Here is a 23576-nt window from a genome sequence, read left to right as displayed (position 1 = left end):
CTGGACACCGCACCAGCCAGGCGGCACGGGTGGGCTGGTCAGCCGAAGAGACCGCGACGTTGCAGGGACTGGCGCAGCCAACCGTCGAGCTGGGCGGCCCAGTCGGTACCGGCGGCCGAGGCGTGCTCGACGGTGAAACGACCGAAGGCGTCCCGGCCCTCGGTGAACAGCCCACCCCGCTTGTCCAGCTCCAGCACCACCTGCACCTGTCGCGGGTCGGCGATGAAGGTGAGCTCGAGCTGGTTCATCGCGCCCGCGTACTGCGGCGCTGGGTAGAACTCGATCTCCTGGTAGAACGGCAGCGTCTGGTGGACGCCGTAGATGTGCCCCCGCTCCACGTCGGCCCGGGCGAACCGGAAACCGAGCCGCAGTAGCGCCTCCAGCAACAGCTCCTGGGCCGGCAGCGGGTGCACCGCCACCGCGTCGAGGTCACTCTTGTCGACCGCGTGGGCGACCTCCAGTTCGGTACGCAGCCCCATGGTCATCCCGTGCAGGTGCTGCCCGTACAGCTCGGTGAGCGGGGTCTCCCAGGGCACCTCGAACCGAAACGGGACGTCGTAGCGCTGTCCCGCCTCCAACCGGAATGCGCCCGTGACCGGCTGCCGCTGGAACTCCTGGTTGGTCGCGTACTCGTTGTCGCCGCTCTCCACCTCGACCCGGGTGAGCAGACCCAGAGCCACGTAGGACACGTCGACCGCATGGTCGCCGCCGGTGACCGCAATGCTCCCCGTCAGCTGGCCGCCCGGCTGGCAGTTCGAATCCGCCAGCACCGTCTCCACCGACGGACCACCGACTCCCATCGCCTGCATGAGCCGCTTGAAGACCACGATTGCCTCCGTTGCCTGATCGCCCGCCCCACTCGGGGCGGGCAGTGTCGGCCCGGGCGGCCGACCGCTGGCACGGTAACCGCAGCCGGCAAGCCGAACCGACCGAACCGCCGAGCGGGCCCGTCACGGAGTGACGACTCAGGCCACAAGTCGCTAACAGCTGTCGGTTCCCCGATCGCCTCACTCCCGTTTTACGCCCCAACCGCCAAGCTGTTTGTCACCGGCAGGATTTGGCCGGCGGGACACGGCACGGACGTGGACACGGGGAGAGGCGAGATGGGCCTGCAGACGATGGAGCACCGGACGCACACCGGCACCGAGGCCGAGCACGGCGTCGACACCCTGACCGACCTGGACGCCACCGACGAGCGTGGCGTCTCCACGGATCTGGTCCGGGCATACCTCAACGGAATCGGGCGGACGAAGCTGCTCACCGCGGCGCAGGAGGTCGACCTGGCGAAGCGGATCGAGGCCGGCCTGTTCGCCGACGAGAAGCTGGCGACCTGCGCGCCGGTCTCCGCCGACCTGCGTGCCGACCTGGAGGTGGTCGCGCGACAGGGCCGCGCCGCCAAGAACCACCTGCTGGAGGCCAACCTCCGCCTGGTGGTGAGCATCGCCAAGCGGTACACCGGCCGCGGCATGGCCTTCCTCGACCTCATCCAGGAAGGCAACCTCGGCCTCATCCGCGCCGTCGAGAAATTCGACTACACCAAGGGCTACAAGTTCTCCACCTACGCCACCTGGTGGATCCGCCAGGCCATCACCCGCGCCATGGCCGACCAGGCCCGCACCATCCGCATCCCGGTACACATGGTCGAGCAGGTGAACCGGATGGTCCGCGCCCGGCGGGAGTTGGCTGTCTCGCTGGGTCGGGAGCCCACTGTCGCCGAGGTGGCCCACGCGCTCGACGTACCGGAGTTCCAGGTGATCGAGCTGATCTCGTACGACCGGGAGCCGGTCAGCCTGGACCAGGCCGTCGGCGAGGACGGCGAGAGCGCGCTCGGTGACTTCGTCGCCGCCGTGGACCCGTCCGCCGCGCCGGACGACGCCGCTGCTCAGGGCGAACTGCGCAACGAGGTGAGCGTCGTGCTGGCCACCCTGTCCCAGCGCGAGCAGGCGGTGATCCGCCTGCGGTTCGGGCTCGACGACGGGCGGCAGCGCACCCTGGACGAGGTGGGCCGGGAGTTCGGTCTCTCCAGGGAACGGATCCGGCAGATCGAGAAGGTGACCCTGCTCAAGCTGCGGGCCCCGGAACGGGCGCAGCGGCTGGAGGCGTACGCCTGCTGACCTGACTCGCACGACTCGGCCCCGGCGGTTCGCCGGGGCCGACTTCGTGTGTGTCGGCTTGACCGGCGGCCGCGCACCGGATACAAACCTCTTGGTTATCAAACCGGAGGGTTATATACCGTGCACACGGACCTGGACGCCACCTTCGCGGCGCTCGCCGACCCCACCCGGCGCGCCATCCTCGCCCGGCTGGCGACCGGCGAGGCGACCGTCACCGAACTCGCCGCGCCGTTCGCGATGAGCCAGCCGGCGGTCTCCAAGCACCTAAGGGTGCTGGAACGCGCCGGCCTGGTCAGCCGCGGGCGGGACGCGCAACGCCGCCCGTGCCGGCTGGAGGCCGGCCCGTTGCGGGAGGCCACCACCTGGCTCGCCGGATACCGCGACCACTGGGCCGAAAGCTACCAACGCCTGGACGCCCTGCTCGACGAGCTGCGCTCGACCGACCAGGCCGACCAGGCCGGGTCCCGAGGCGGTGGGGCGCGGTGATCGACGACCACCTGGTGGTCGACACGCCAGGTGACCGGGAGATCGTACTGAGCCGGCTGTTCGACGCCCCGGCACGGCTCGTCTTCGCCGCCTTCACCCGACCCGAGCTGCTGACCCGCTGGTACGGCGCCCGAGGCTGGCGACTGGTCGAATGCGAGATCGATCTGCGGGTCGGCGGGCGTTGGCGGTTCGTCTCGCAGGGGCCCGGCGGGGAGCGGATGGGCCAGAGCGGGATCTACCGATTGATCGATCCGCCACGTCGACTCCGCTGCACCGAGTTGTTCGACGACCAGTCGTACCCCGGCCAGACCCTGGTCAGTTACGACTTCACCGAGCTGGCCGGACGGACCACCGTCACCACCACGCTGCGGTACGCCACACCCGAGGGGCGGGACACCGCGCTGCGGTATCCGATGACCCGCGGAATCACCGAGAGTTTCAGCCGACTCGCCGAACTGTTGGCGACGACGACATCAGGAGAACAAGAATGAACTGGACACTGGAAGTGGTGGTCGTACCGGTCTCCGATCTGGACCGGGCCAAGGCGTTCTACGCCGACCAGCTGGGCTTCGCCGTCGACCACGACACGGTGCTCGGCGACGACGTACGGATCGTGCAGTTGACCCCGCCCGGCTCCGGCTGCTCAATCGTGATCGGCAAGGGCGCGGTGCCGGAGATGCCATCCGGTTCACTCAAGGGGCTCCAGCTGGTCGTGCCGGATCTGGCCAAGGCCCGTACCGAGCTGCTCGAACGGGGTGTCGAGGTGAGCGAGATCCAGATACTCGGGGAGAACCCACGGCCGGTGCCGGACCCGCTGGACAATGTCGGCTTCGTCTTCTTCTCCGACCCGGATGGCAACGCCTGGGCGGTGCAGCAGATCTCCAGTCGAGCCTGAGCCGGACTGTTAACAAGGGGCCCTTCCTATACACCAGGCGTTAAGAAGGGCCCCTTCCTTTCACAATCGGCGGGGGCCGGTGTCGGGGCGGGGGGCGGCGGAGCCGACCCGGACGGCGGCGTGCAGCACGGAGAGGCCGTCGGGGCGGGCGAGCACCGGGTTCAGCGTCAGCGACCGCACCCGAGGCTGCTCGTCGGCGAGCCGACCGACCCGCAACAGCAGGTCGGCCAGCGCGGCGCGGTCCACCGGATCGGCTCCCCGGTGCCCGCGCAGCAGCGGTGCCGCGCGGGGCGCGTCGACCAACTCCATGGCGTCGGTGTCGGTCAGCGGCACCGCCCGCCAGGCCCGGTCGCCGAGCAGTTCGGTGGCGACGCCACCCAGCCCGAAGCCGACCACCGGCCCGAACGCCGGATCCTCGACCAGCTCCACCACGCAGGCCACTCCCGGCGGCACCATCGGCTGCACCAGGACGTCGGCGCCGAAGCTGGCCGCCAACTCCGAACAGGCCCGGCGCACGGCGGCGGCGTCCGACAGGTCGAGGCGGACCGCGCCGAGGTCGAGGCGGTGCCGCAGCCCAGCGGCGGCCGCCTTGAGCGCGACCGGGAAACCGAGTCGCGTCGCCGCGTCGACGGCCTCCTCCACCGAGGAGGCCGGCACCGACTCGACCACGTCGATGCCGTACGCGGCGAGCAGCGACCCCGGATCGACGCCCTCGGCCCGCAACGCCGCCGTCGCCGCCGACTGGTCGATGTCGGGCAGATCGGGCAGGGTGCCGGGCAACCGACGCAGCCAGTGGGCGTACTCGGTGACCCGGGCCAGCGACCGGACCGCCTCCTCCACGCTCGGGTACGACGGCATCCCGGCCGGGGCCCGGCCGACCAGGAAGGTCGCCACCGCCGGCTTGCCGGCCGAGAGCGCCGCGGGCAACGCGGCGGTGAGATCGGCCTCGCTGCCGGTGAACTGACCAGGCAGCGGCGGCGCGAAGAGCGCCACCAGGGCGTCGACGGACTCGTCGGCGGCAGCCTCGGCGAGAGCCTGGGCGAACTCGGCCGCGCTGGCCCTCGGCCCGACGTCGCGCGGATAGCCGACCGCGACGGTCAACCCCTGGGCGGTGCAGGCGGTGGCGGCCAACCCCGTCAACGCCGAGGAGTTACCGACGACACCGACCCGGTCGCCGGCGGGCAGCGGCTGGTTGGCCAGCAGCACCCCGACATCGAGCAGCTCGCCGACGGTGTCCACCCGGATCACCCCGGACTGGGCGAACAGCGCGCTGACCGCCGTGGAGTCCGGGCCGGTGGAATCGCCGAGCCCGGCTGGGCGGACCGGTGACGCCAGCGCCACCACCGGCTTGTCCCGGCCGATGCGCCGGGCCAGCCGGGCGAACTTGCGCGGGTTGCCGAAGGTCTCCAGGTACAACATGATCACGTCGGTCGCCGGGTCGTCCTGCCAGTACTGCAGCAGGTCGTTGCCGGAGACGTCGGCCCGGTTGCCGGCCGAGACGAAGCTGGACAGTCCCAGCCCCCGCCGGTCGGCCTCGGCCAGCAACGCCACACCGAACGCGCCTGACTGACTGAAGATGCCGACCCGGCCCGCCGGCGGCAGACGCGGGGCGAGGGTGGCGTTGAGGCGTACCGTCGGATCGGTGTTCGCCACCCCCAGGCAGTTGGGGCCGATCACCCGCATGCCCGCGGCGTGGGCGGCGCGCACCAGCGTGCGCTGGGCGGCGGCCCCATCGATGCCGGCCTCGGCGAAGCCGGCGGAGATGACGACCAGTCCGTGCACCCCGGCCGCCGCGGCGTCGGCGACCACGGCCGCGGCGGCGTCCGGCGGCACCGCCACCACGGCCAGGTCGACGGGCAGGCCGGCGTCGGCCGCCGACGGGTACGCGGGCAGGCCGGCCACCCGGGCGGCGCTCGGGTGCACCGGCACCACCGACCCGGTGAACCCGCCGTCACGCAGGTGCCCGAGCACCGCCGCACCGACGCCCTGACCGGTTGCGCTGGCACCGTAGACGGCGACGCCACGTGGCGCGAGCAGCCGGGCGATGGAGCGCGCCTCGGTGCGGTGTTCGCGGCCGCGTTGCACCTCCAGGGTCGCCTCGGTGGGGGCGATGGGGAAGCTCAGGTGCACCACGCCGTCGGCGAACTGCCGCTGGATCTGGTACCCGAAGTCGGCGAAGACCCGCAGCATCTGGCCGTTGGCCGGGAGGACCTCGGCCACGAAGTTGACGATGCCGGCCCGCCGGGCGGCGTCGGCGAGATGCTCCATCAACACCGAGCCGATCCCCCGCCCCTGGTGAGCGTCCTCGACCACGAAGGCGACCTCGGCGTCGGGAGACTCGGGGCCGAGCCGTTCGTAGCGGCCGACGGCGACGATCCGCCCGCCCGCCAACACCACGAACGCCTCCCGGTCGCGGTGGTCGACGTTGACGAAGCGTTGCAGGTCGCGTTCGGGGATACGCGGGTACGGCGAGAAGTAGCGCAGGTAACGGGTGCGCTCGGAGAATCGGGAGTGCATCGCCACGATCTCCGGCGCGTCCGACGGACGGATCGGTCGCAGCTGGACGGTGCTGCCGTCACTGAGCAGCACGTCCACGGCTTGTTCGGCTGTGGTCACCTCGGGCGGCCCTCCCCCGGCTGATTCACTCAGTCACGCGGATCGTGCGGGTCGAGCCCGAGCAGCGGGAAGACCGCCTTGCGGGTCGCCGCGATCGCCCGGTCCACCTGGTTCGGCTCGCCGGTGGGCTGCCACGGCTCGTATCCCGGATCGACGTCGTCGGTCATCCGCAGCGGCACGTCGAAGCCGGGACGGCGGGCCGTGGCCAGTTCCCGCCAGGCCGGCGGGGTCAGCGTGGCCGGGTCCAGCGGCGCCCCGGTGGCCACCGCCAGCAGGTGCGTCCAGGCCCGGGGTACCACCTCGACCAGGGCGTATCCCCCGCCGCCGGTGGCCACCCAGCGGCCGTCGCACAACTCGTCGGCGAGCGCCCGCAGCGCCAGGTACGTGGCGCGCTGGCCGTCCACGGAGAGGTGCAGGTCGGCGAGCGGATCGACGCGGTGGGCATCGGCTCCGCACTGGGTGAACAGCAGCTGCGGGCGGAAGGCGCGCAGCACCGACGGCACGATCGCGTGGAAGGCGCGCTGCCAGCCGGCGTCCTCGACGCCCGGCGGCAACGGGATGTTGACCGCGGTGCCGGCGGCGTTCGGGCCGCCGGTCTCGTCCGGGAAGCCGGTGCCGGGGAAGAGCGCCAGCGGGGTCTCGTGCAGGCTGACGGTCATCACCCGGGGGTCGTCCCAGAAGATCTGCTGTACGCCGTCGCCGTGGTGCACGTCCACGTCGACGTACGCGATGCGCTCGGCGCCCAGGTCGAGCAGCCGGGCGATGGCCACGGCCGGGTCGTTGTAGACGCAGAACCCGGCGGCGCGGGCGGGCATCGCGTGGTGCAGGCCGCCGGCCACATTGACGGCGCGGCGGGCCTCCCCGCGCCACACCGCCTCGGCCGCGGCCACACTCGCCCCGGCGACCAGCGCGCTGGACTCGTGCATCCCCTCGAAGACGGGATTGTCGGAGGTGCCCAGACCGAAGCCGGCGAAGAGCGGGTCGCGCGGAGCTATCCGGACCGCGTCCAGATAACGCGGGGCGTGCACCCGGGTGAGCAACGCGTCGTCGGCGGGCGTCGGCGGCACCAACCGCACCCCGGGTCGTTGCAGGATGCCGAGCTCACGGGCGAGCGCGATGGTCAACTCCACCCGCACCGGGTCGAGCGGGTGGTCACCGAGGTCGTAGGCGAGCAGCGACTCGTCCCACACCACCACCGTGTCGTCGGACATCTGCCCATGGTCGCACGGGCCCGGTCGAGCGGCTGGGCGGCGGGCCAGGTGCGGTCAGGCGTCGGGTGCCGGGCCGGTGGCCACCGGCCGCCCCGGGTCGGCCACCCAGTTGCTCCACGAACCGACGTAGAGCGCGACGTCGGTCCGGCCCGCCAGGTGCAGGGCGAGTACGGCCTGCGCGGCGGTCACCCCCGAGCCGCAGTACGCCCCCACGGGTACCGCGTCGGTGACCCCGGCCGCGGCGAAGCGGTCGCGCAGCGCCTCGGCGGCCGGGAAGCGGCCGGCGGCGACGTACTCGGGAGCGGGCAGGTTCACCGCACCAGGAATGTGACCGGCGACCGGGTCGACCGGTTCGTGCTCGCCCCGGTAGCGGGGTGCGGCCCGCACGTCGAGCAGGACACCGTCGGCGGCGGCCAGCCGGGCAGCAGCCGCGGCGTCCAGCACCGGCAGCGCACCCGGCGCGACGATCACGTCGCCCGGCCGGGGGGACTCCTCGTCGGTGCTGGTGGGCAGGCCGGCGGCGATCCAGGCCGGGAAGCCGCCGGACAGCAGCCGCACCGGCCGGTGTCCCGCCCAACGCAGCGTCCACCAGGCGCGGGCCGCCGACATGCCGTCGCCGCCGTCGTACACCACCACGGGGTGACCGGCACGTACGCCGGCGGCACGCAACGCCGCCTGCAGCGCGGCCGGGTCGGGCAGGGGGTGCCGCCCGGCCGGGCCGGGCGGGCCACAGAGCGCGGTGTCCAGGTCGACGAAGACCGCGCCGGGCAGGTGTCCCACCGCGTAGTCGTCCCGCCCCGGCGGGCCGGTCAGCCGCCAGCGGACGTCGAGCAGGGTCGGCGGGTCGGCCCCGCCGATTTCGGCGGCGAGCGGCTCGGCCTCGACCAGAAGATCCTCGGTACCGGACATGGCGTCCAGTCAACACCATCAGTAACCGCAGCGGCGGTTCGGCGGCAGGAGATCGAGGCGCGGCAGGGTACCATCGAGCCTTGGAGGGCCGCTGACACCATGAAGTCTCACGACCTGGTCGACACGACCGAAATGTACCTGCGTACGATCCTCGAGCTCGAAGAGGAGGGTGTGCCGCCGCTACGCGCCCGGATCGCCGAACGGTTGCGCCAGAGCGGCCCCACCGTGAGCCAGACCGTCGCCCGAATGGAACGCGACGGCCTGCTCACCGTCGAGGGCGACCGGCACCTGAGCCTCACCGAGCAGGGACGCAGCAGCGCCGTCTCGGTGATGCGCAAGCACCGGCTCGCCGAGCTGCTGCTGGTCAACGTGATCGGGATGCCCTACGAGGAGGCCCACGAAGAGGCCTGCCGCTGGGAGCACGTGATGAGCGACGCGGTCGAGAAGCGGGTCTACGACCTGCTGAATCGGCCGACCCGATCGCCCTACGGCAACCCGATCCCCGGGCTGGAGCAGCTGGGCTCGCCCAGCCGGGCCGAGCCGGAGCCGATCGACGGCGAGCGCAACCTGGCCTTCCCCGGCCTCACCGGCAAGGTGATCGTGCGGCGGATCTGCGAGAGCGTGCAGACCGACGCGGAGGTGCTCCGGCAGCTGCACGCCGCCGGCGTCGACCCGGGGGCCACGGTGACGGTGGCGCAGGAACGTGACGCCGTGTCGATCGACCGCTCCGGCGAGAGCGTACGGCTGCCCCGCGAGGTCGCCTCCCGGGTCTTCGTCGCCGCCGCCTGATCCTGGCTCAGCTCACGTACGGGCAGTGCCGGCAGCCCCGACCGCAGCAGGTGCCACGGCGGGCCAGGAAACCCGCCGTGAGCACGAACAGCCCGCTGTCCGGGTCGAGGTAGCCGGCATCTCCCGCGGCCAGCGCGGTCGCGTGCGCGGCAAGGAGCCGATCCCGCCCGGGGTGATCCGGCGGCAGCCGGGACGGGTGCGGCTCGGTCAGGGGCCGCGCCGCCAGGGGCCGTCGCTGCACGCTCATCCCGGGCAGTCTAGGGGCCGGGCGACGCGCCCTGGCCAGTCCTGGCACCGGCCGAGCTAGCCGAACCAGGTGATCTCCTGACCGTGCCCACGGGTCCAGGCGAGCGGCTGGCCGTCGAGCGCGAGCACGTTGAAGTGTGCTCCGCTCGGCGGCTGCGGCAGTCCGTCGTACGGCAGCACCAACGGCCCCTCGTTGGCGATCCAGTGGCCGGGCAGCCCGCGTACCAACTCGGCGAAGGCCGCCCGGCGCGGCGCTGGCACCAGGTAGAGCACGCTGGTGTGGAAGACCACCAGGGTGGCGTCGGCCGGCGCCTGTGCGGCCAGGGCCGGCAGGTCGTCCACCAGGTCACCGCGGACCAGCAGCGGAGGATCGGCGACGGCGACGGCCGCCGCGGCCCGCAGCCGGGCCCGGCGGTGCTCGTGCTCCGGCCAGATCAACGCGTCGAGCCAGGCCACGTCCGCCGGGTTCGTCACGTCCAGCGGGTTCAGGTCCAGGCCGGCCCGCCACACCACCTCGGGTCGGCGGGCCGGCGGTGCCAGGTTCGTGGCCACGCAGTCCAGCACCGGCTCTCCCGTACCGATCAGGTGGCTGCCCGACGCGTCCGTGGTCGGGCCGCCGCCGGCGTAGCGGTAGGCGTACCGGTCGGGGTAGAGGCAGAGCCCGGCGGAGGCACCGACCTCCAGCAACGCCAGCGGCTGCGGCAGGGCCGCCAGCAGCGGCAGCAGTACGGCGCAGCGCCCGGCCTCATTGGTCTGCGTCACCCGGGTCCGGATCTCCGCCTCGATCGCCGACCAGTTCGCCAGGGCGTAGTCGCGGAAGGCAGCCGGATCCTCGACCGGCCCGCCGAGCAGGCGCACCACGCCGAAGAGCAGGTTCGGTTGCTGTTTGGCCGGCGCAAGGCTGCCGATCAGGGTGAGCAGTCTGTCGTCGCGGGACACCGAGTGCGCCAGCCGCTCGTACGCCGGCGAGACCCCGTGCGCTTCGTGCCCGGCGAACCTGGCGTACCGCTCCGCGATCGTCATCGGCCGATGATCGCAGTGGAGGCCGTGCCGAGGTCAGGTGCCGGACCAGGGATTTCGCTCACATGTGGACCACGGCGATGCGCTCCTCCTTCGGCCGGTCCGGCTCCGCGACGAGCCTGTGCAGGTCGTCCGGGTCACTGGTCGGCAACACCACCGGACGTGTGAACTCCAGGGCGGTGCGGGGGGCCACCTGGTTTATGGTGCGCCCTCCAGGGCGCTACGTTGCCGGAATGGACTGCTACACCTGCCGGACCGAGGCACGGTTCGACACGCTGCCGCCGCGGGAACGCGTCGACGCCGACGTGCACTGGCGGGTGGTGCACGCGTTCGACAGCCGACTGCCCGGCTGGCTGGTGCTCGTTCCGCGCCGGCACGTGACGTCGATCGCCGAGCTGACCGACGCCGAGGCGGCGAGCCTCGGCACCTGGCAGGTCCGGCTCTCGCGGGCGTTGACCGCCGTCACCGGCTGCGTGAAGACCTACGTCATGCAGTACGCCGAACAAGCAGGCTTCGCGCACGTCCACTTCCATGTGGTGCCGCGCCTGGCGGACATCCCGCCCGACCACCGTGGCCCGCGCGCCTTCGCCTACCTCCACGCGCCACCCGACGAGCGTGTCCCCGAGGCCACCATGGACGCCCTCGCCATCGAGTTGCGCGGACACCTCGCTACCGAATCCACCCCATGAACCGCCGTCGGTGCAGCATCCCGGCCGGCACCCAGGTCAGGTCCTGACGAGCGGTCTCGACCAATCTTGGTACGAGGGTGCCCCTGGGAGGGCCGTTTCGGTCCAAGATCCCAAGAAGACGATCGAGCCCCGGGCGGGTACCCGCCCGGGGCTCGTCGCGTACTCGTACGTCAGCTGCAGCCGCTGGTGGAGCCGCAGCCCTCGCAGACGTAGCAGCTACCGGCCGGGCGCATCTTCGTACCGCAGGTGAAGCAGAGCGGTGCGTCGGCGGCCTTGCCGATCACGGCCTCCAGCAGTTCGGTGCTGGAGCCGACCGACGGTGCCGGCTTGGCGGCGGCGACGTCGGCGAGCTCCTGGGCCGGCTGGGCCACCGGGCCGATCTTCGGCTCGGTCGGTGCCTCGACCGGGGCGGAGGAGGCCATGGCGGTGAGATCCGTGCCGTTCGCCTCCGCCTCGGCCTCGGCCCGCAGCTGTGCGGCCCGCTCCTGGGCGGTGAAGATGCCCAGCTCCGCGCGGCGCTCGTAGGGCAGGAAGTCCAGCGCCAGGCGACGGAAGATGTAGTCCATCACCGAGGCGGCCATCCGCACGTCCGGGTCGTCGGTCATGCCGGCCGGCTCGAAGCGCATGTTGGTGAACTTGCTGACGTACGTCTCCAGCGGGACGCCGTACTGCAGTCCGATGGAGATGGCCACCGAGAAGGCGTCCATCACACCGGCCAGGGTCGAGCCCTGCTTCGACATCTTGAGGAAGACCTCGCCGAGGCCGTCGTCGGGGTACGACGAGGCGGTGAGGTAGCCCTCGGCGCCACCGACGGAGAAGCTGACCGTCTGCGAGGGGCGCTTCTTCGGCAGCCGCTTGCGCACCGGGCGGTACTCGACGACCTTCTCGACCACCGGCTCGACGGCCGTGGTCGCCTCCGGCTCGGCGGCCTTCTTCTTCGCCGCCGACAGCGGCTGGCCGACCTTGCAGTTGTCCCGGTAGATCGCGAGCGCCTTGAGGCCGAGCTTCCAGCCCTCGAAGTAGATCCTCTCGACGTCGGAGACGGTCGCCTGCTCCGGCATGTTGACCGTCTTGGAGATGGCGCCGGAGATGAACGGCTGGACCGCCGCCATCATCCGCACGTGGCCCATCGGCGCGATGGACCGCTCGCCCATGGCGCAGTCGAAGACCGGGTAGTGCTCCGGCTTGAGGCCGGGGGCGTCGACCACGTGGCCGTTGTCGGCGATGTGCTCGACGATCGCCTCGACCTGCTCCTCCGGGTAGCCGAGGGAGCGCAGCGCGCGCGGCACGGTCTGGTTGACGATCTGCATCGAGCCGCCGCCGACCAGCTTCTTGAACTTGACCAACGCCAGGTCCGGCTCGACACCGGTGGTGTCGCAGTCCATCATCAGACCGATGGTGCCGGTCGGCGCGAGCACGCTGGCCTGGGAGTTTCGCCAGCCGTTCTTCTCACCGATCTTGTTGCCCTGGGTCCACTGCTTCGTGGCCTCGCGGACCACCGCGGTGGCCACCGTGCCGGTCGGCTTGATCTCGTCGTTGGCCGCGGCGTGCTTGCGCATGACCCGCTTGTGCGGCTCGGCGTTGCGGGCGTAGCCGTCGTACGCGCCGACGATGCCGGCCAGCTCCGCCGAGCGGCGGTACGCCGTGCCGGTCATCAGCGAGGTGATCGCGGCGGACAGCGAGCGACCCTGGTCCGAGTCGTACGGCAGGCCGGAGGCCATCAGCAGGGCGCCGAGGTTGGCGTACCCGATGCCGAGCTGCCGGTACGCCCGGGTGGTGTCGCCGATCTTCTCGGTCGGGAAGTCGGCGAAGCAGATCGAGATGTCCATCGCGGTGATGACCAGCTCGACCGACCTGACGAACTTCTCCACCTCGAAGCCACCGTCGGCGCGGAGGAACTTCATCAGGTTCAGTGAGGCCAGGTTGCACGAGGAGTTGTCCAGGTGCAGGTACTCCGAGCACGGGTTACTCGCGGTGATCCGACCGGTCTCCGGGCAGGTGTGCCAGTCGTTGATCGTGTCGTCGTACTGCAGGCCGGGGTCGGCGCAGTCCCAGGCGGCCTGGGAGATGGTACGGAAGAGCTTCTTGGCGTCGATGGTCTCGATCACCGAGCCGTCGAGGCGACCGCGCAGGTCGAAGCCGCCGCTGTTCTCCACCGCCGTCATGAACTCGTCGGAGACCCGGACCGAGTTGTTGGCGTTCTGGTACTGCACGCTGACGATGTCGGCGCCACCGAGGTCCATGTCGAACCCGGCGTCGCGCAGCGCGCGGATCTTGTCCTCCTCGCGCGCCTTGGTGGTCACGAAGTCCTCGATGTCGGGGTGGTCGACGTCGAGGATGACCATCTTGGCCGCCCGTCGGGTGGCACCGCCGGACTTGATGGTGCCGGCGCTCGCGTCGGCGCCCCGCATGAAGCTGACCGGACCGGAGGCGGTGCCACCGGAGGAGAGCAGCTCCCGGGAGGACCGGATCCGGGACAGGTTGACCCCGGAGCCCGAGCCGCCCTTGAAGATCAGCCCTTCCTCTTTGTACCAGTCCAGGATGGAATCCATCGAATCATCCACAGATAGGATGAAACACGCGCTGACCTGCGCGGGTGACGGGGTGCCGACGTTGAACCAGACCGGCGAGTTGAAGCTGAACACCTGGTGCAGCAGCATCCAGGTCAGCTCGTGGGCGAAGACCTCGGCGTCGGCCGGGGAGGCGAAGTAGCCGTACTCCTCGCCGGCGGTGCGGTAGGTGGTCACCACCCGGTCGATCAACTGCCGCAGCGACCACTCGCGCTCCGGGGTGCCCACCGCCCCCCGGAAGTACTTGGTGGTCACGATGTTGGCCGCGTTGACGCTCCAACTCTCCGGGTACTCCACCCCGCGCTGCTCGAAGTTGATCGAGCCGTCCCGCCAGTTCGTCATCACGATGTCGCGGCGCTCCCAGGCGACCTCGTCGTACGGGTGCACCCCATCGGTGGTCCAGACCCGCTCGATCTTCAGCCCCGCGCCCGCCTTGCTCCGTGCCCTGCTTGTTGTCACGCCATCCCCCGGCATCTCATCCGCCCCCTCGTCCGCGCGGCCCCGCGCGATCCGACTGTCACTACTGGTCAAGAAGTTCACTGCGCGGGACCGGCGACACCGGCCGACTCGGTCCCGGCGCCCTCCCGGGCGCGCGCGGCGGCCCGCAGCGTGTCGATCTCCCGCTCGAAGTCGGCGAGCGAGTCGAACGACCGGTAGACGCTGGCGAACCGCAGGTAGGCGACCTCGTCCAGATCCCGTAGCGGACCCAGGATGACCAGCCCCACCTCGTTGCTGGGGATCTCGGCGGCCCCCTTGGCCCGGATGGTCTCCTCGACCCGCTGCGCCAGCAGCGCGATCGAGTCCTCGTCGACCGGCCGGCCCTGGCACGCCTTGCGCACCCCGCCGATGATCTTCGTGCGGCTGAACGGTTCGGTCACTCCGCTGCGCTTGACCACGGCGAGCACCGCCTCCTCGACGGTGGTGAACCGCTTGCCGCACTCCGGGCACGCCCGCCGCCGACGGATCAACTGGCCGTCGTCGGCCTCCCGCGAGTCGACCACCCGGGAGTCGGCGTGCCGGCAGTACGGACACCGCATCGCCCGACCTCCTCGATCGACCACAGGCCCGCCCTCGCCCGCCTCCGGGCACGCCGCAGGACGCCGGAACCAACCCACAGGGTGGCCCGCCGGTTTGGCGGTACGGGAGTGCGGTCGGTAGTCGAACCCAACCTGTAGGCAACTTACGCCCATGTGACTACTACATCTAGGGGTCGACGGTATGCCGCCGACGATCGGAGGTCAAGTTGGTCGGCGTGTCCGGCGCGTCACCCGCACACCCCCTCACCCCCCGCAGTTTCGCGCAACCGGAGAGCCCAACGCGGACCGGCCACGCCGGTTACCGGCCGGCCGGCCGAGATCGGTGACGCTCCGGACAATGTCGAACACCCGTTCGATCAGACGTACCATTATCAGAACGGGTGTACGACTGTCGCGGGTTTCCGTCGCAACACGCCGAGATAGGTCGTACAGATGTTTGAAAAAGACCGATCTCACCTATACGGTCATGAACAGCCGGAGGTGACCATGGTCGACCCACCGGCCGGCAGATCACCGCATGCACCACGAGCCGCCGAGGCACCCGGCGCCGACCAGGGAGGACGCGTGACCGAGGATCGGGCCAACCGGCCACAGAGCCCGCAGCAGAGCACCGAGGCGGGCCCGCCGGCCGCCCGACGCCGGAGCGTCACCCGCACCCGGCCCGGACAGCCCGCCGTACGCCCGGTGGCTCCGGTGGTCAGCGCCTACCCCGACCCGGCGACGGTCGACCTGACCGCCCGGCAGCGGCGCATCCTCGACTTCATCCGCACCTGGGTGGAGCGCCACGGCTACCCGCCGAGCGTGCGGGAGATCGGCGAGGCGGTCGGGCTGGTCTCTCCGTCGAGCGTCGCCTACCAGCTCAAGGAGTTGGAGAAGAAGGGCTTCCTGCGACGTGATCCGAACCGCCCGCGGGCGGTCGACGTCCGCCCCCCCAGCGACGTCGACGACGAACTGAGCCGCTCCCAGCGCCCCACGCCGGCATACGTGCCGATGCTCGGCCGGATCGCCGCCGGCGGGCCGATCCTCGCCGAGCAGTCGATGGAAGAGGTCTTCCCGCTGCCCCGCGAACTGGTCGGGGAGGGTGAGGTCTTCATGCTCCAGGTCAAGGGCGACTCCATGCTCGACGCGGCGATCTGCGACGGCGACTGGGTGGTGGTCCGGCAGCAGCCGACCGCGGACTCCGGCGAGATCGTCGCCGCGATGCTCGACGGCGAGGCGACCGTGAAGACCTACCGCCGACGCGACGGCCACGTCTGGCTGATGCCCCAGAATCCGGCCTTCGACCCGATCCCGGGCGACGACGCCACCATCATGGGTCGGGTGGTCGCGGTACTGCGCCGCATCTGACGCAGCAGCACGACCGGTGCTGACCCGAGGTCAGTACCGGTCCCCCCGATAGCCGTAGTTGCCGCGGACCTGGCCGTACGGCTCGTTGCCGTCCTCGCGGTAACGAGCGGAGCGCCGCCCACGCTGGTCCGGCTCCGCCGGGCCACCCCGCCGTGGCGGTTCGGCACGGCCACCACCGCCACCCGGCTGCCCGCCGGCACGGCCCCCGGCACCGCCGTAGACTCCGCTGCCGGGGCGGCCACCGCCGCCCGACGGTCGGCCACCGCCCGGTCGCCCGCCGTAGACGGGAGCACCGTCACCACCGGGTCGACCACCACCGCCGTAGACGCCACCGCCGCCCTGGCCCGGGCGGGCACCGTTGCCGGCGGCGGGCCGGCCACCGCCGTAGACGGCTCCCGGCCGTGCGCCGCCGCCCGGTCGCTCGCCGCCCGGCTGCCCGCCGTAGACGCCACCGGACGGCGCGCCGCCGTAGACCCCGCCCGGGCCGCGATCCTGTGCCGGGCCGGGGCCACCGCCCTTACGGCCCGGACCGTCGCCGTCGTCGTCGCCGTCACGCTTCCGGCCGGCCGGCGCGGGCCGCTTGCGGGCCCGCAGAATGCCGAAGATTCCCGCGCCGACGAGCAACGCGCCGAGCACACCGACCGTGGCGATCAGGCTCGTGATGTCGTTCAGGGTCAACCCGTCGATCCACGAGCGACCGGCCGCGCTGTTCGCCGCGTTCGGGTCGTTGGCCAGGTCCTTCGGGCCCTCGGTGGAGGGGGTGTAGGCGAGCACGTCGACCGGGTCGTCGTCTTCGAGGTGGCCGGCGTCGGAGACGGTCAGGAACGTCTTGCCGTCGGGCGAGTAGGCAATCGCCTCGCCGAACGGGTCGGCCAGGGCGGTGACCCGGGGCGTGGTCGTGGTCAGTGCGGTGACGATGTCACCGTTCTGGACGTCGTACTCGAAGGCGTCGGCGTAGGTGCGCAGCACCACCCGGGAACCGTCCAGCGACCGGGCGGCACCGGTGATCGCGACGCGACCGAAGGTGCTCAACGGATTCTCGGTGTCCGTCTTCGGCAGCTCGACATCGCCGACCTTCTTCATCGGCACCGGTTCGGTGTCGCCGGTCTTCAGCGGCCCGTCCGGGGTGAAGATCTCGGCCTTCCCAGCGGTGACCTTCGTGATGATCAGCGGAAGTTTGTCGTCGCCGATCAGCAGCGCCTCGGCGTCGCGCGGCTTGCCGTCCGGGTACGACAGCCGATGCAGCTTCGGCTGGCTGCCGCCGCCGATCGGCATGCTCCAGACCGCCACCCGCTCGCGGCGCTCGCGGCTGGTGACGTTGTCGCCGGTGTCGGCGATCCACAGCGTCTTGCCGTCCGGCGAGACGGCGAGATCCTCGGTGTCCAGCGGTCCCCCGCCGGAGTAGGGCACCTGGCGTACGACCTGGCAGTCCTTGTTGAGGTAGAAGACCTGCTTGCGGTCTTCCTGGTCGGTGCTGTCATTGATGACGATGTAGCCGTTGCGAGTGGCCACCAGGCCGGAGAGCTCACGCAGCCGCGAGTCGGAGACCGAGCACTGCTTCTTGCCCGCCGCCGTGACCGGCGGCCCCGCAGCGGCGACCGGGGGCGCCGCTGCCACAGGAGACGCTGCCTTCGCGGGCGACGAGCCGGGCGCGGCGAGCGCGGCACCGGTGACCGCCACGGTGGCCCCGACCAGGCCGAGGGCAACCGTGACGGAGGAAACAGTGCGGAGCATGAAAGAAGTGTCGCATGCCGAAGGTTTCCATCGGGTGACGCCGCTGGGCGGTCACGAGGCGGTACGAACCGCCTCCGCCGTGTTGCCGAACGGGGCCAATTCCGCCGCGAACGCCTCGTTGACCCGTACGTGCACCATCGTCCCCTCCGGCAGGTGGGCGGTGCTCAGCACCTCTCCCTGCCGGTGCAGGCGGGCCACCAGGTCACCCCGGTCGTACGGCAGCACGACGCGCACCTCGACCGCCGGACGGGGCAGCCGCCGCTCGATCGCGTCGCGCAGATCGTCGATGCCGCGGCCGCGGTGCGCGGAGACGAAGATCGCCTCGGGCCAGAGTCGCTTGAGCCGAAGCAGGGTCTCCTCGTCGGCCGCGTCGGTCTTGTTGACCACCAACAGCTCGGGCAGCCGGTCGGCACCGACCTCGCCCAGCACCTCACGGACGGCCCGGACCTGCTCCTCCGGATCGGGGTGTGCGCCGTCGACCACGTGCACGACCAGGTCGGCCTCGGCGACCTCCTCCAGCGTGGAGCGGAACGCCTCGACGATCTGGTGCGGGAGGTGCCGGACGAAACCGACCGTGTCGGACAGGGTGTAGACCCGCCCGTCGGAGGTGGTGGATCGGCGGGTGGTCGGGTCGAGCGTGGCGAAGAGCGCGTTCTCCACCAGCACACCGGCCCCGGTCAGGCGGTTGAGCAGGCTCGACTTGCCGGCGTTGGTGTAGCCGGCGATCGCCACCGCGGGCACGCCGTTACGGGTGCGGCGGGCGCGCTTGGTCTCGCGTACGGTCCGCATGGCCTTGATCTCCCGGCGCAGCCGGGAGATGCGGTGGCGGATGCGCCGTCGGTCGGTCTCCAGCTTGGTCTCACCCGGACCACGCACGCCCACGCCACCTCCGGCGCCGCCACCACGGCCGGAGCCGCCGGTCTGCCGGGACAGCGTCTCGCCCCAACCACGCAGGCGGGGCAGGAGGTATTCCAGCTGGGCCAGCTCGACCTGGGCCCGGCCCTCCTTGCTCTTGGCGTGCTGGGCGAAGATGTCGAGGATCAGCGCGGTGCGGTCGACCACCTTGACCTTGGTGCGCTGCTCCAGGTTGCGCAGCTGGGACGGGGACAGCTCGCCGTCGCAGATGACCGTGTCGGCGCCCGCGGAGAGCACCAGCGAGCCGAGATCGTCGACCTTGCCGCGACCGATGTAGGTCGCCGGATCGGGGCGGTTGCGTCGCTGGATCAGCCCTTCGAGCACCTGCGAGCCGGCGGTCTCGGCCAGCGCGGCCAGCTCGGTGAGGGAGTTTTCGGCGTCGAGGAGGGTGCCCTCGGTCCAGACGCCGACCAGGACCACGCGCTCCAGCCGGAGCTGGCGGTACTCGACCTCGGTGACGTCGGTCAGCTCGGTGGAGAGGCCGGGGACCCGTCGCAGTGCCTGCCGTTCGGAGAGCTCGTACTCGCCGGTGGTGGCCTCGAGCTCGTCGTCGGGGATGGAAACGTAGGTCTCCTGGTCTCGCAAGCGTCTCTCCTGTCCGTTCTGTGCATGTACCGAGCAATCCTGACATGTGTCAACGCCCGTTGCACCTGGTATATGCCCACCGCGCAAAGAGGCAAAAGTGGGGGTGGGTGCCGGTTGCCCCGGCCGGGCGAGTAGAAATGCGGACGAGCCGTTCAGCGCCGACGGAGGGACCTGCGTGGCCACCACCCGACTGCCCAGTGCCGGATTCTCGATCACGATCCGGATCGCCGTACCCGCCGACGCCTCCTCGATCGGCCGGCTCACCACCTCGGTCGGTGAGGCCGGGGCGATCGTCACCGCGCTGGACGTGGTCGACTCCGACCCCTCCAACGTGATCGTCGACCTGACCTGCGACACCGCCGACACCAGCCACGCCGACCAGGTGGTCGAGGCGCTCAAGGCGCTCGACGGCGTGGACGTGCGCAAGGTCTCCGACCGCACCTTCCTCCTGCACCTGGGCGGCAAGATCGAGGTGAGCCCGAAGGTCGCGCTGCGCAACCGCGACGAGCTGTCCCGCGCGTACACCCCGGGGGTTGCCCGGGTCTGCCAGGCGATCGCGGAGAACCCCGCCGACGCCCGCCGGTTGACCATCAAGCGCAACACCGTGGCCGTGGTCAGCGACGGCTCGGCCGTGCTGGGGCTGGGCAACCTCGGTCCCGCGGCGTCGCTGCCGGTGATGGAGGGCAAGGCGGCGCTGTTCAAGCGCTTCGGCGGGGTGGATGCCTGGCCGGTGGTGCTCGACACCCAGGACACCGACGAGATCGTCGCCATCGTCAAGGCGATCGCGCCCGCGTACGGCGGGATCAACCTGGAGGACATCGCGGCGCCGCGGTGCTTCGAGATCGAGGCGCGGCTGCGCGAGGCGCTGGACATCCCGGTCTTCCACGACGACCAGCACGGCACCGCCATCTGCGTGCTGGCCGCGCTGACCAACGCGCTGCGCGTGGTGGGCAAGCAGCTCGCGGACGTACGGGTGGTGGTCTCCGGTGCCGGCGCGGCGGGCACCGCGATCATGAAGCTGCTGCTGCGTCAGGGCGTCGGCGACATCATCGCCTACGACCGGCAGGGTGCCCTGCACCGCGGCCAGACCGGCCTCAACCCGGCCTGGCAGTGGCTGGCCGAGAACACCAACACCGACGGCTACGCCGGCGACCTGCCCGGCGCGTTGAACGGTGCGGACGTCTTCATCGGGGTGAGCGCGCCGAACCTGCTCACCGGAGACGACATCGCCACGATGGCCAAGGACGCGATCGTCTTCGCGCTGGCCAACCCGGACCCGGAGGTCGATCCCCGGGAGGCACGCAAGCACGCCGCCGTCGTGGCGACCGGCCGCTCCGACCAGCCGAACCAGATCAACAACGTGCTCGCCTTCCCGGGTGTCTTCCGCGGCATGCTCGACGCGCACGCCGAGGAGTTCACCGAGGAGATGGCGCTCGCCGCCGCCCGCGCCATCGCCGATGTGGTCGGCGAAGAGAAGATCAACCCGACGGTGATCGTGCCGAGCGTCTTCGACTCCCGGGTGGCCCCGGCGGTCGCCGCCGCCGTTCGCGCCGCCGCCCAGAACCCCGCCGTCACCCCACCGCCCGCCGCCGACCCGGGCCCCGCCGACCTCCCCGAGATCGCCGCCACCGCCTCCGCCACTCCCTGACCCCAACCCCCACCCCAGGCCGATGCTCGGCAGCCGTTGACCTCAGCCTCCTGGGCACACGTGACGGTCACGGCGTCACTGAGCGTCACGGTGACCAGAAGTGCAGGATCGGTGGGGGTCAGGGGCGGGTGAGGGTGCCGGTGGCGATCAGGAGGGCGGGGCCGGAGAGCCAGCAGGAGTCCTCGGCGAGGGTCACCGTGAGGCGGCCGCCGGGGACGTCGACGGCGACTGTGCCGACCTCGCGGGCGGCCTCGTGCAGGGCCACCGCCGCCACGGCGCAGGCACCCGTGCCGCAGGACAGGGTCTCGGCGGAGCCCCGCTCGTAGACCCGCATCAGCACGTGCGCGTCGACGCCGTCGACCGGCTCTGCGACGGCGGTGAACTCGACGTTCACCCCGGCCGGGAAGACCGCCGGGTCGTATCCGGGCGCCCGGGTCAGATCCAGCCCGGCCAGGTCGAGCCCCGCGGAGACGGGACAGACCAGATGCGGGTTACCGACGTCCACCGCCGTGCCGGGCAGGGTCAGCCCGCCCAGGGCGGCGGCGGAGGCGCCGTACAGCCGGGGGCGGCGCATCTCGACGGCGACGGCGTCCCCCTCGACCCGCGCGCGCACGATGCCGGCCCGGGTGGCCACCGGCAGCGCCCCGCTGGTCGGCGTGGCCAGCCCGGCCTCCAGCAGGTACCGGACGAAGACCCGAGCGCCGTTGCCGCACATCTCGGCGAGGGAACCGTCGGAGTTCCGGTAGTCCATGAACCACTCGGCCTCGCCGGCCAGGGCGACGCCTTCGGGGTGCTTGGCGGCGCGGACCACCCGCAGCACGCCGTCCCCGCCGATCCCGCGCCGCCGGTCGCAGATCGCCGCCACCAGATCGGGCGTCAGGTCGAGCGCGCCGTCCGGGTCGGGCAGGATCACGAAGTCGTTGCCGGTGCCGTGTCCCTTGGTGAACTCCACGCCCCCATCATCGCGCAGCCGCACCGTGGATCCGCACGGCGGCCTCGATCGATCCCGGGTCGGCGGAGTCCAGCCAGTGCACCCTGGGGTCGCGCCGGAACCAGGAGCGCTGTCGCCGGACGAACCGGCGGGTGGCCCGGATCGTCTCGTCGTGCGCCTCGGTTTCGGTCAGCTCACCGGCCAGGAAGCGCAGCACCTGCTGGTAGCCGAGTGCCCGGCTGGCGGTGCGCCCCTCGGGCAGGCCGCGTCCGACCAGCTCGCGGGTCTCGGCGACCAGCCCGTCGGCCCACATCCGATCCACCCGTACCGCGATCCGCTCGTCGAGCAGGGCGGTGTCCAGGTCCACCCCGATCTGCACGGACGGGTAGTACGGCGTCGGCTGCGGCAGCGCCGCGGTGAACGTCCCGCCGGTCAGCTCGATCACCTCCAGCGCCCGGACGATCCGCCGGCCGTTGCCGGGCAGGATCCCGGCCGCCGCCACCGGGTCGGCCTCGCGCAGCCGCGCGTACAGCGGCGCCGGGCCCGCCGTGGCCAGCTCGCCCTCCAGCCGTTCCCGCACGACCGGGTCGGTGCCGGGGAACTCGAACCGCTCCAGCACCGCGCGCACGTACAGCCCGGATCCACCCACCAGCAGCGGCACCCGGCCCCGGTCGAGGATGTCGTCGATCGCCGTCCGGGCCAGCCGCTGGTACTCGGCGACGCTGGCCGGCTCGGTCACCTCCCAGATGTCGAGCAGGTGGTGCGGCACACCGTCGCGTTCGGCGAAGGTGAGCTTCGCCGTGCCGATGTCCAGTCCCCGGTAGAGCTGCATCGAGTCGGCGTTGACCACCTCGCCGTCGAGCGCGTGCGCCAGGGCGATGCTCAGCGCCGACTTGCCCGCCGCTGTCGGTCCGACCACGGCGAGCACGGTGCCGGGGGCGGTCACCGCCGTTCCCAGTTCGCCACGAAGTAGGTCACCCCGTAGGGCGCGGCGTGGTAGCCCAGCTCGCCGTGCCAGCCGCCGCCGGCCGCCCGCACCGCGCCGGCGAGCACCTGCCACGGCGCCCGGCCGGCGACCTTCAGCTGCGCCGACAGGTCGGGGTCCAGGCCGAGCAGGGCTTCGGTGTCCGCGTCGGCCAGTGCCCGGGCAACCCCCTCGTCGTACGCCTCGGCGCGCGGATCGGCGTAGCCGGGCGCCTGCTCGCCCCGGCAGGCCGACCCGTCCCCCGTCACCAGCAGCGCCCAGGGCTGGTTCGACCCGAGTCGGGCACCGAGGTCGGCGCAGGTCTCGACCGGTTCGTCGGCGCCGACCGTCGTCATCCGCCAACTCATACCGCCGGTTCCGGCCGTCCGGGGCCGGCCGAGCAGCCAGGCGCCGATGAGCAGGCTGAGCGGGAGGTGGTCGGTGCCCACCCGCCCGTCGGGGTGATTACCGAGTCGCACCTCCAGCGGCACCCCCCACGGCGCGAAGCTGCCCCGGTACGGGAAGTCGAGGTCGGCTCTGCGATCGCCGGCGCCGATCACCAGCACGCTCCGCGCGCCCGAGTCGAGCAGCCGGACGACGGCGGTGTCACAGGCGGCGCGGAGGTCGTCCAGTTCGGGTGCGGCGGCGCCGGCAACCTCGGGCACGAGCATCGGCGGATGGGGGCAGACGGCGGCGGCGACCAGTGGCACCAGGCAACCGTAGCGGCCCGGCGGTGCACTCGACGTCACCGGCCACCGCGCGGGCGTGGTACCCGCCGAACCACTCGCGGAGCCCGGCCGGGTCGTCGGGGCCAGCTCGTCGGGGCCAACGGCACGCCGAGAACGTGACGCAGACAGGAGGGCTAGGACA

General features: G+C 71.9%; 22 protein-coding genes. 8 read left to right on the top strand and 14 right to left on the bottom strand.

Annotated features, from left to right (window positions below; all coding sequences use genetic code 11):
- Positions 1 to 38 precede the first annotated feature (38 nt).
- Positions 39 to 827, bottom strand: coding sequence for a sporulation protein (locus BMY89_RS01740; protein WP_092373866.1), 789 nt, complete (start codon positions 825 to 827; stop codon positions 39 to 41).
- Between the two features lie 276 nt (positions 828 to 1103).
- On the opposite strand from BMY89_RS01740, the gene sigB reads away from it, so the two are divergent.
- The 4 genes from sigB to BMY89_RS01720 all read left to right on the top strand — a co-directional run bounded on the left by sigB (position 1104) and on the right by BMY89_RS01720 (position 3495).
- Positions 1104 to 2114 (top strand): RNA polymerase sigma factor SigB, encoded by a 1011-nt coding sequence (sigB, locus tag BMY89_RS01735; RefSeq protein WP_232521000.1) that lies wholly within the window; start codon positions 1104 to 1106, stop codon positions 2112 to 2114.
- A gap of 120 nt (positions 2115 to 2234) precedes the next feature.
- The gene (locus BMY89_RS01730) at positions 2235 to 2600 is read left to right on the top strand and encodes an ArsR/SmtB family transcription factor (RefSeq protein ID WP_092373864.1); all 366 of its coding nucleotides are present in this window, start codon (positions 2235 to 2237) and stop codon (positions 2598 to 2600) included.
- Positions 2597 to 3091 (top strand): SRPBCC family protein, encoded by a 495-nt coding sequence (locus BMY89_RS01725; RefSeq protein ID WP_092373862.1) that lies wholly within the window; start codon positions 2597 to 2599, stop codon positions 3089 to 3091. The genes BMY89_RS01730 and BMY89_RS01725 overlap by 4 nt, the downstream gene beginning before the upstream one ends.
- On the top strand, positions 3088 to 3495 hold the full coding sequence (locus tag BMY89_RS01720; RefSeq protein ID WP_092373860.1) for a VOC family protein: 408 nt from the start codon (positions 3088 to 3090) through the stop codon (positions 3493 to 3495). Before BMY89_RS01725 ends, BMY89_RS01720 begins: the two co-directional genes overlap by 4 nt.
- 60 nt (positions 3496 to 3555) lie before the next feature.
- Here the strand turns inward: BMY89_RS01720 and BMY89_RS01715 are convergent, their stop codons facing one another.
- From BMY89_RS01715 to BMY89_RS01705, 3 genes are read right to left on the bottom strand one after another with little or no spacing between them, the layout of a single operon-like run.
- Positions 3556 to 6111, bottom strand: coding sequence for a bifunctional acetate--CoA ligase family protein/GNAT family N-acetyltransferase (locus BMY89_RS01715; protein ID WP_092373858.1), 2556 nt, complete (start codon positions 6109 to 6111; stop codon positions 3556 to 3558).
- Positions 6112 to 6140: 29 nt separating this feature from the next.
- Positions 6141 to 7322, bottom strand: coding sequence for an acetoin utilization protein AcuC (locus BMY89_RS01710; protein ID WP_092373856.1), 1182 nt, complete (start codon positions 7320 to 7322; stop codon positions 6141 to 6143).
- A gap of 54 nt (positions 7323 to 7376) precedes the next feature.
- Positions 7377 to 8231: a sulfurtransferase gene (locus BMY89_RS01705; protein ID WP_092373854.1), complete on the bottom strand. Its 855-nt coding sequence runs from the start codon at positions 8229 to 8231 to the stop codon at positions 7377 to 7379.
- Between the two features lie 99 nt (positions 8232 to 8330).
- Between BMY89_RS01705 and BMY89_RS01700 the strand changes: the two genes are divergently transcribed.
- On the top strand, positions 8331 to 9020 hold the full coding sequence (locus BMY89_RS01700; RefSeq protein ID WP_092373852.1) for an iron-dependent transcriptional repressor DtxR: 690 nt from the start codon (positions 8331 to 8333) through the stop codon (positions 9018 to 9020).
- A 7-nt stretch (positions 9021 to 9027) separates the two neighbouring features.
- On the opposite strand, the gene BMY89_RS01695 is transcribed toward BMY89_RS01700, so the two are convergent.
- From BMY89_RS01695 to BMY89_RS31255, 3 genes are read right to left on the bottom strand one after another with little or no spacing between them, the layout of a single operon-like run.
- Positions 9028 to 9267 (bottom strand): DUF5522 domain-containing protein, encoded by a 240-nt coding sequence (locus BMY89_RS01695; protein ID WP_092373850.1) that lies wholly within the window; start codon positions 9265 to 9267, stop codon positions 9028 to 9030.
- Between the two features lie 56 nt (positions 9268 to 9323).
- The gene (locus BMY89_RS01690) at positions 9324 to 10289 is read right to left on the bottom strand and encodes a DUF2332 domain-containing protein (RefSeq protein ID WP_092373848.1); all 966 of its coding nucleotides are present in this window, start codon (positions 10287 to 10289) and stop codon (positions 9324 to 9326) included.
- 58 nt (positions 10290 to 10347) lie between these two features.
- Positions 10348 to 10479 (bottom strand): hypothetical protein, encoded by a 132-nt coding sequence (locus BMY89_RS31255; protein WP_269766837.1) that lies wholly within the window; start codon positions 10477 to 10479, stop codon positions 10348 to 10350.
- Positions 10480 to 10519: 40 nt separating this feature from the next.
- On the opposite strand from BMY89_RS31255, the gene BMY89_RS01685 reads away from it, so the two are divergent.
- On the top strand, positions 10520 to 10975 hold the full coding sequence (locus BMY89_RS01685; protein WP_092373846.1) for an HIT family protein: 456 nt from the start codon (positions 10520 to 10522) through the stop codon (positions 10973 to 10975).
- Positions 10976 to 11145: 170 nt separating this feature from the next.
- Here the strand turns inward: BMY89_RS01685 and BMY89_RS01680 are convergent, their stop codons facing one another.
- The gene (locus BMY89_RS01680) at positions 11146 to 14019 is read right to left on the bottom strand and encodes a vitamin B12-dependent ribonucleotide reductase (RefSeq protein WP_092375351.1); all 2874 of its coding nucleotides are present in this window, start codon (positions 14017 to 14019) and stop codon (positions 11146 to 11148) included.
- A 62-nt stretch (positions 14020 to 14081) separates the two neighbouring features.
- Positions 14082 to 14582: a transcriptional regulator NrdR gene (gene nrdR / locus BMY89_RS01675; protein ID WP_092373844.1), complete on the bottom strand. Its 501-nt coding sequence runs from the start codon at positions 14580 to 14582 to the stop codon at positions 14082 to 14084.
- 564 nt (positions 14583 to 15146) lie between these two features.
- Here nrdR and lexA point away from each other — a divergent pair.
- Complete coding sequence (lexA, locus tag BMY89_RS01670; RefSeq protein WP_092373842.1) at positions 15147 to 15929, top strand: transcriptional repressor LexA; 783 nt, start codon at positions 15147 to 15149, stop codon at positions 15927 to 15929.
- Positions 15930 to 15959: 30 nt separating this feature from the next.
- On the opposite strand, the gene BMY89_RS30220 is transcribed toward lexA, so the two are convergent.
- Positions 15960 to 17663 carry a hypothetical protein gene (locus BMY89_RS30220; protein WP_092373840.1) on the bottom strand — a complete coding sequence of 568 codons (1704 nt, stop codon included), beginning with the start codon at positions 17661 to 17663 and terminating at the stop codon, positions 15960 to 15962.
- 51 nt (positions 17664 to 17714) lie between these two features.
- Positions 17715 to 19163: a GTPase HflX gene (hflX, locus tag BMY89_RS01660; protein ID WP_092373839.1), complete on the bottom strand. Its 1449-nt coding sequence runs from the start codon at positions 19161 to 19163 to the stop codon at positions 17715 to 17717.
- 175 nt (positions 19164 to 19338) lie between these two features.
- On the opposite strand from hflX, the gene BMY89_RS01655 reads away from it, so the two are divergent.
- Positions 19339 to 20811 carry an NAD-dependent malic enzyme gene (locus tag BMY89_RS01655; RefSeq protein WP_092373837.1) on the top strand — a complete coding sequence of 491 codons (1473 nt, stop codon included), beginning with the start codon at positions 19339 to 19341 and terminating at the stop codon, positions 20809 to 20811.
- Positions 20812 to 20929: 118 nt separating this feature from the next.
- Here the strand turns inward: BMY89_RS01655 and dapF are convergent, their stop codons facing one another.
- Genes dapF through BMY89_RS01640 form a run of 3 tightly spaced genes read right to left on the bottom strand, consistent with a single transcriptional unit; the run spans position 20930 to position 23377 of the window.
- Positions 20930 to 21763 (bottom strand): diaminopimelate epimerase, encoded by an 834-nt coding sequence (gene dapF / locus BMY89_RS01650; protein WP_092375349.1) that lies wholly within the window; start codon positions 21761 to 21763, stop codon positions 20930 to 20932.
- Between the two features lie 7 nt (positions 21764 to 21770).
- A complete protein-coding gene (gene miaA, locus BMY89_RS01645; protein ID WP_372433282.1) occupies positions 21771 to 22700 on the bottom strand; it encodes a tRNA (adenosine(37)-N6)-dimethylallyltransferase MiaA in 930 nt (309 codons plus the stop codon).
- Positions 22685 to 23377 carry a class III extradiol ring-cleavage dioxygenase family protein gene (locus BMY89_RS01640; RefSeq protein WP_175510286.1) on the bottom strand — a complete coding sequence of 231 codons (693 nt, stop codon included), beginning with the start codon at positions 23375 to 23377 and terminating at the stop codon, positions 22685 to 22687. The genes miaA and BMY89_RS01640 overlap by 16 nt, the downstream gene beginning before the upstream one ends.
- Positions 23378 to 23576: the final 199 nt, after the last annotated feature.

This window comes from Micromonospora phaseoli (assembly GCF_900109115.1).
Classification (GTDB): domain Bacteria; phylum Actinomycetota; class Actinomycetes; order Mycobacteriales; family Micromonosporaceae; genus Micromonospora; species Micromonospora phaseoli.
The sequence above is the reverse complement of the archived record's forward strand: the minus strand, read 5'-3'. Positions and strand labels throughout refer to the sequence as shown.

Bases quoted from the DNA above. Each gene is read 5' to 3' on its own strand.
- BMY89_RS01710 (WP_092373856.1), bottom strand. From the start codon at position 7,322: ATGTCCGACGACACGGTGGTGGTGTGGGACGAGTCGCTGCTCGCCTAC.
- BMY89_RS01685 (WP_092373846.1), top strand. From the start codon at position 10,520: ATGGACTGCTACACCTGCCGGACCGAGGCACGGTTCGACACGCTGCCG.
- BMY89_RS01705 (WP_092373854.1), bottom strand. From the start codon at position 8,231: ATGTCCGGTACCGAGGATCTTCTGGTCGAGGCCGAGCCGCTCGCCGCC.
- BMY89_RS01720 (WP_092373860.1), top strand. From the start codon at position 3,088: ATGAACTGGACACTGGAAGTGGTGGTCGTACCGGTCTCCGATCTGGAC.
- BMY89_RS30220 (WP_092373840.1), bottom strand. From the start codon at position 17,663: ATGCTCCGCACTGTTTCCTCCGTCACGGTTGCCCTCGGCCTGGTCGGG.
- BMY89_RS01680 (WP_092375351.1), bottom strand. From the start codon at position 14,019: ATGCCGGGGGATGGCGTGACAACAAGCAGGGCACGGAGCAAGGCGGGC.
- nrdR (WP_092373844.1), bottom strand. From the start codon at position 14,582: ATGCGGTGTCCGTACTGCCGGCACGCCGACTCCCGGGTGGTCGACTCG.
- sigB (WP_232521000.1), top strand. From the start codon at position 1,104: ATGGGCCTGCAGACGATGGAGCACCGGACGCACACCGGCACCGAGGCC.
- BMY89_RS01695 (WP_092373850.1), bottom strand. From the start codon at position 9,267: ATGAGCGTGCAGCGACGGCCCCTGGCGGCGCGGCCCCTGACCGAGCCG.
- BMY89_RS01690 (WP_092373848.1), bottom strand. From the start codon at position 10,289: ATGACGATCGCGGAGCGGTACGCCAGGTTCGCCGGGCACGAAGCGCAC.
- BMY89_RS01700 (WP_092373852.1), top strand. From the start codon at position 8,331: ATGAAGTCTCACGACCTGGTCGACACGACCGAAATGTACCTGCGTACG.
- BMY89_RS01640 (WP_175510286.1), bottom strand. From the start codon at position 23,377: ATGCTCGTGCCCGAGGTTGCCGGCGCCGCCGCACCCGAACTGGACGAC.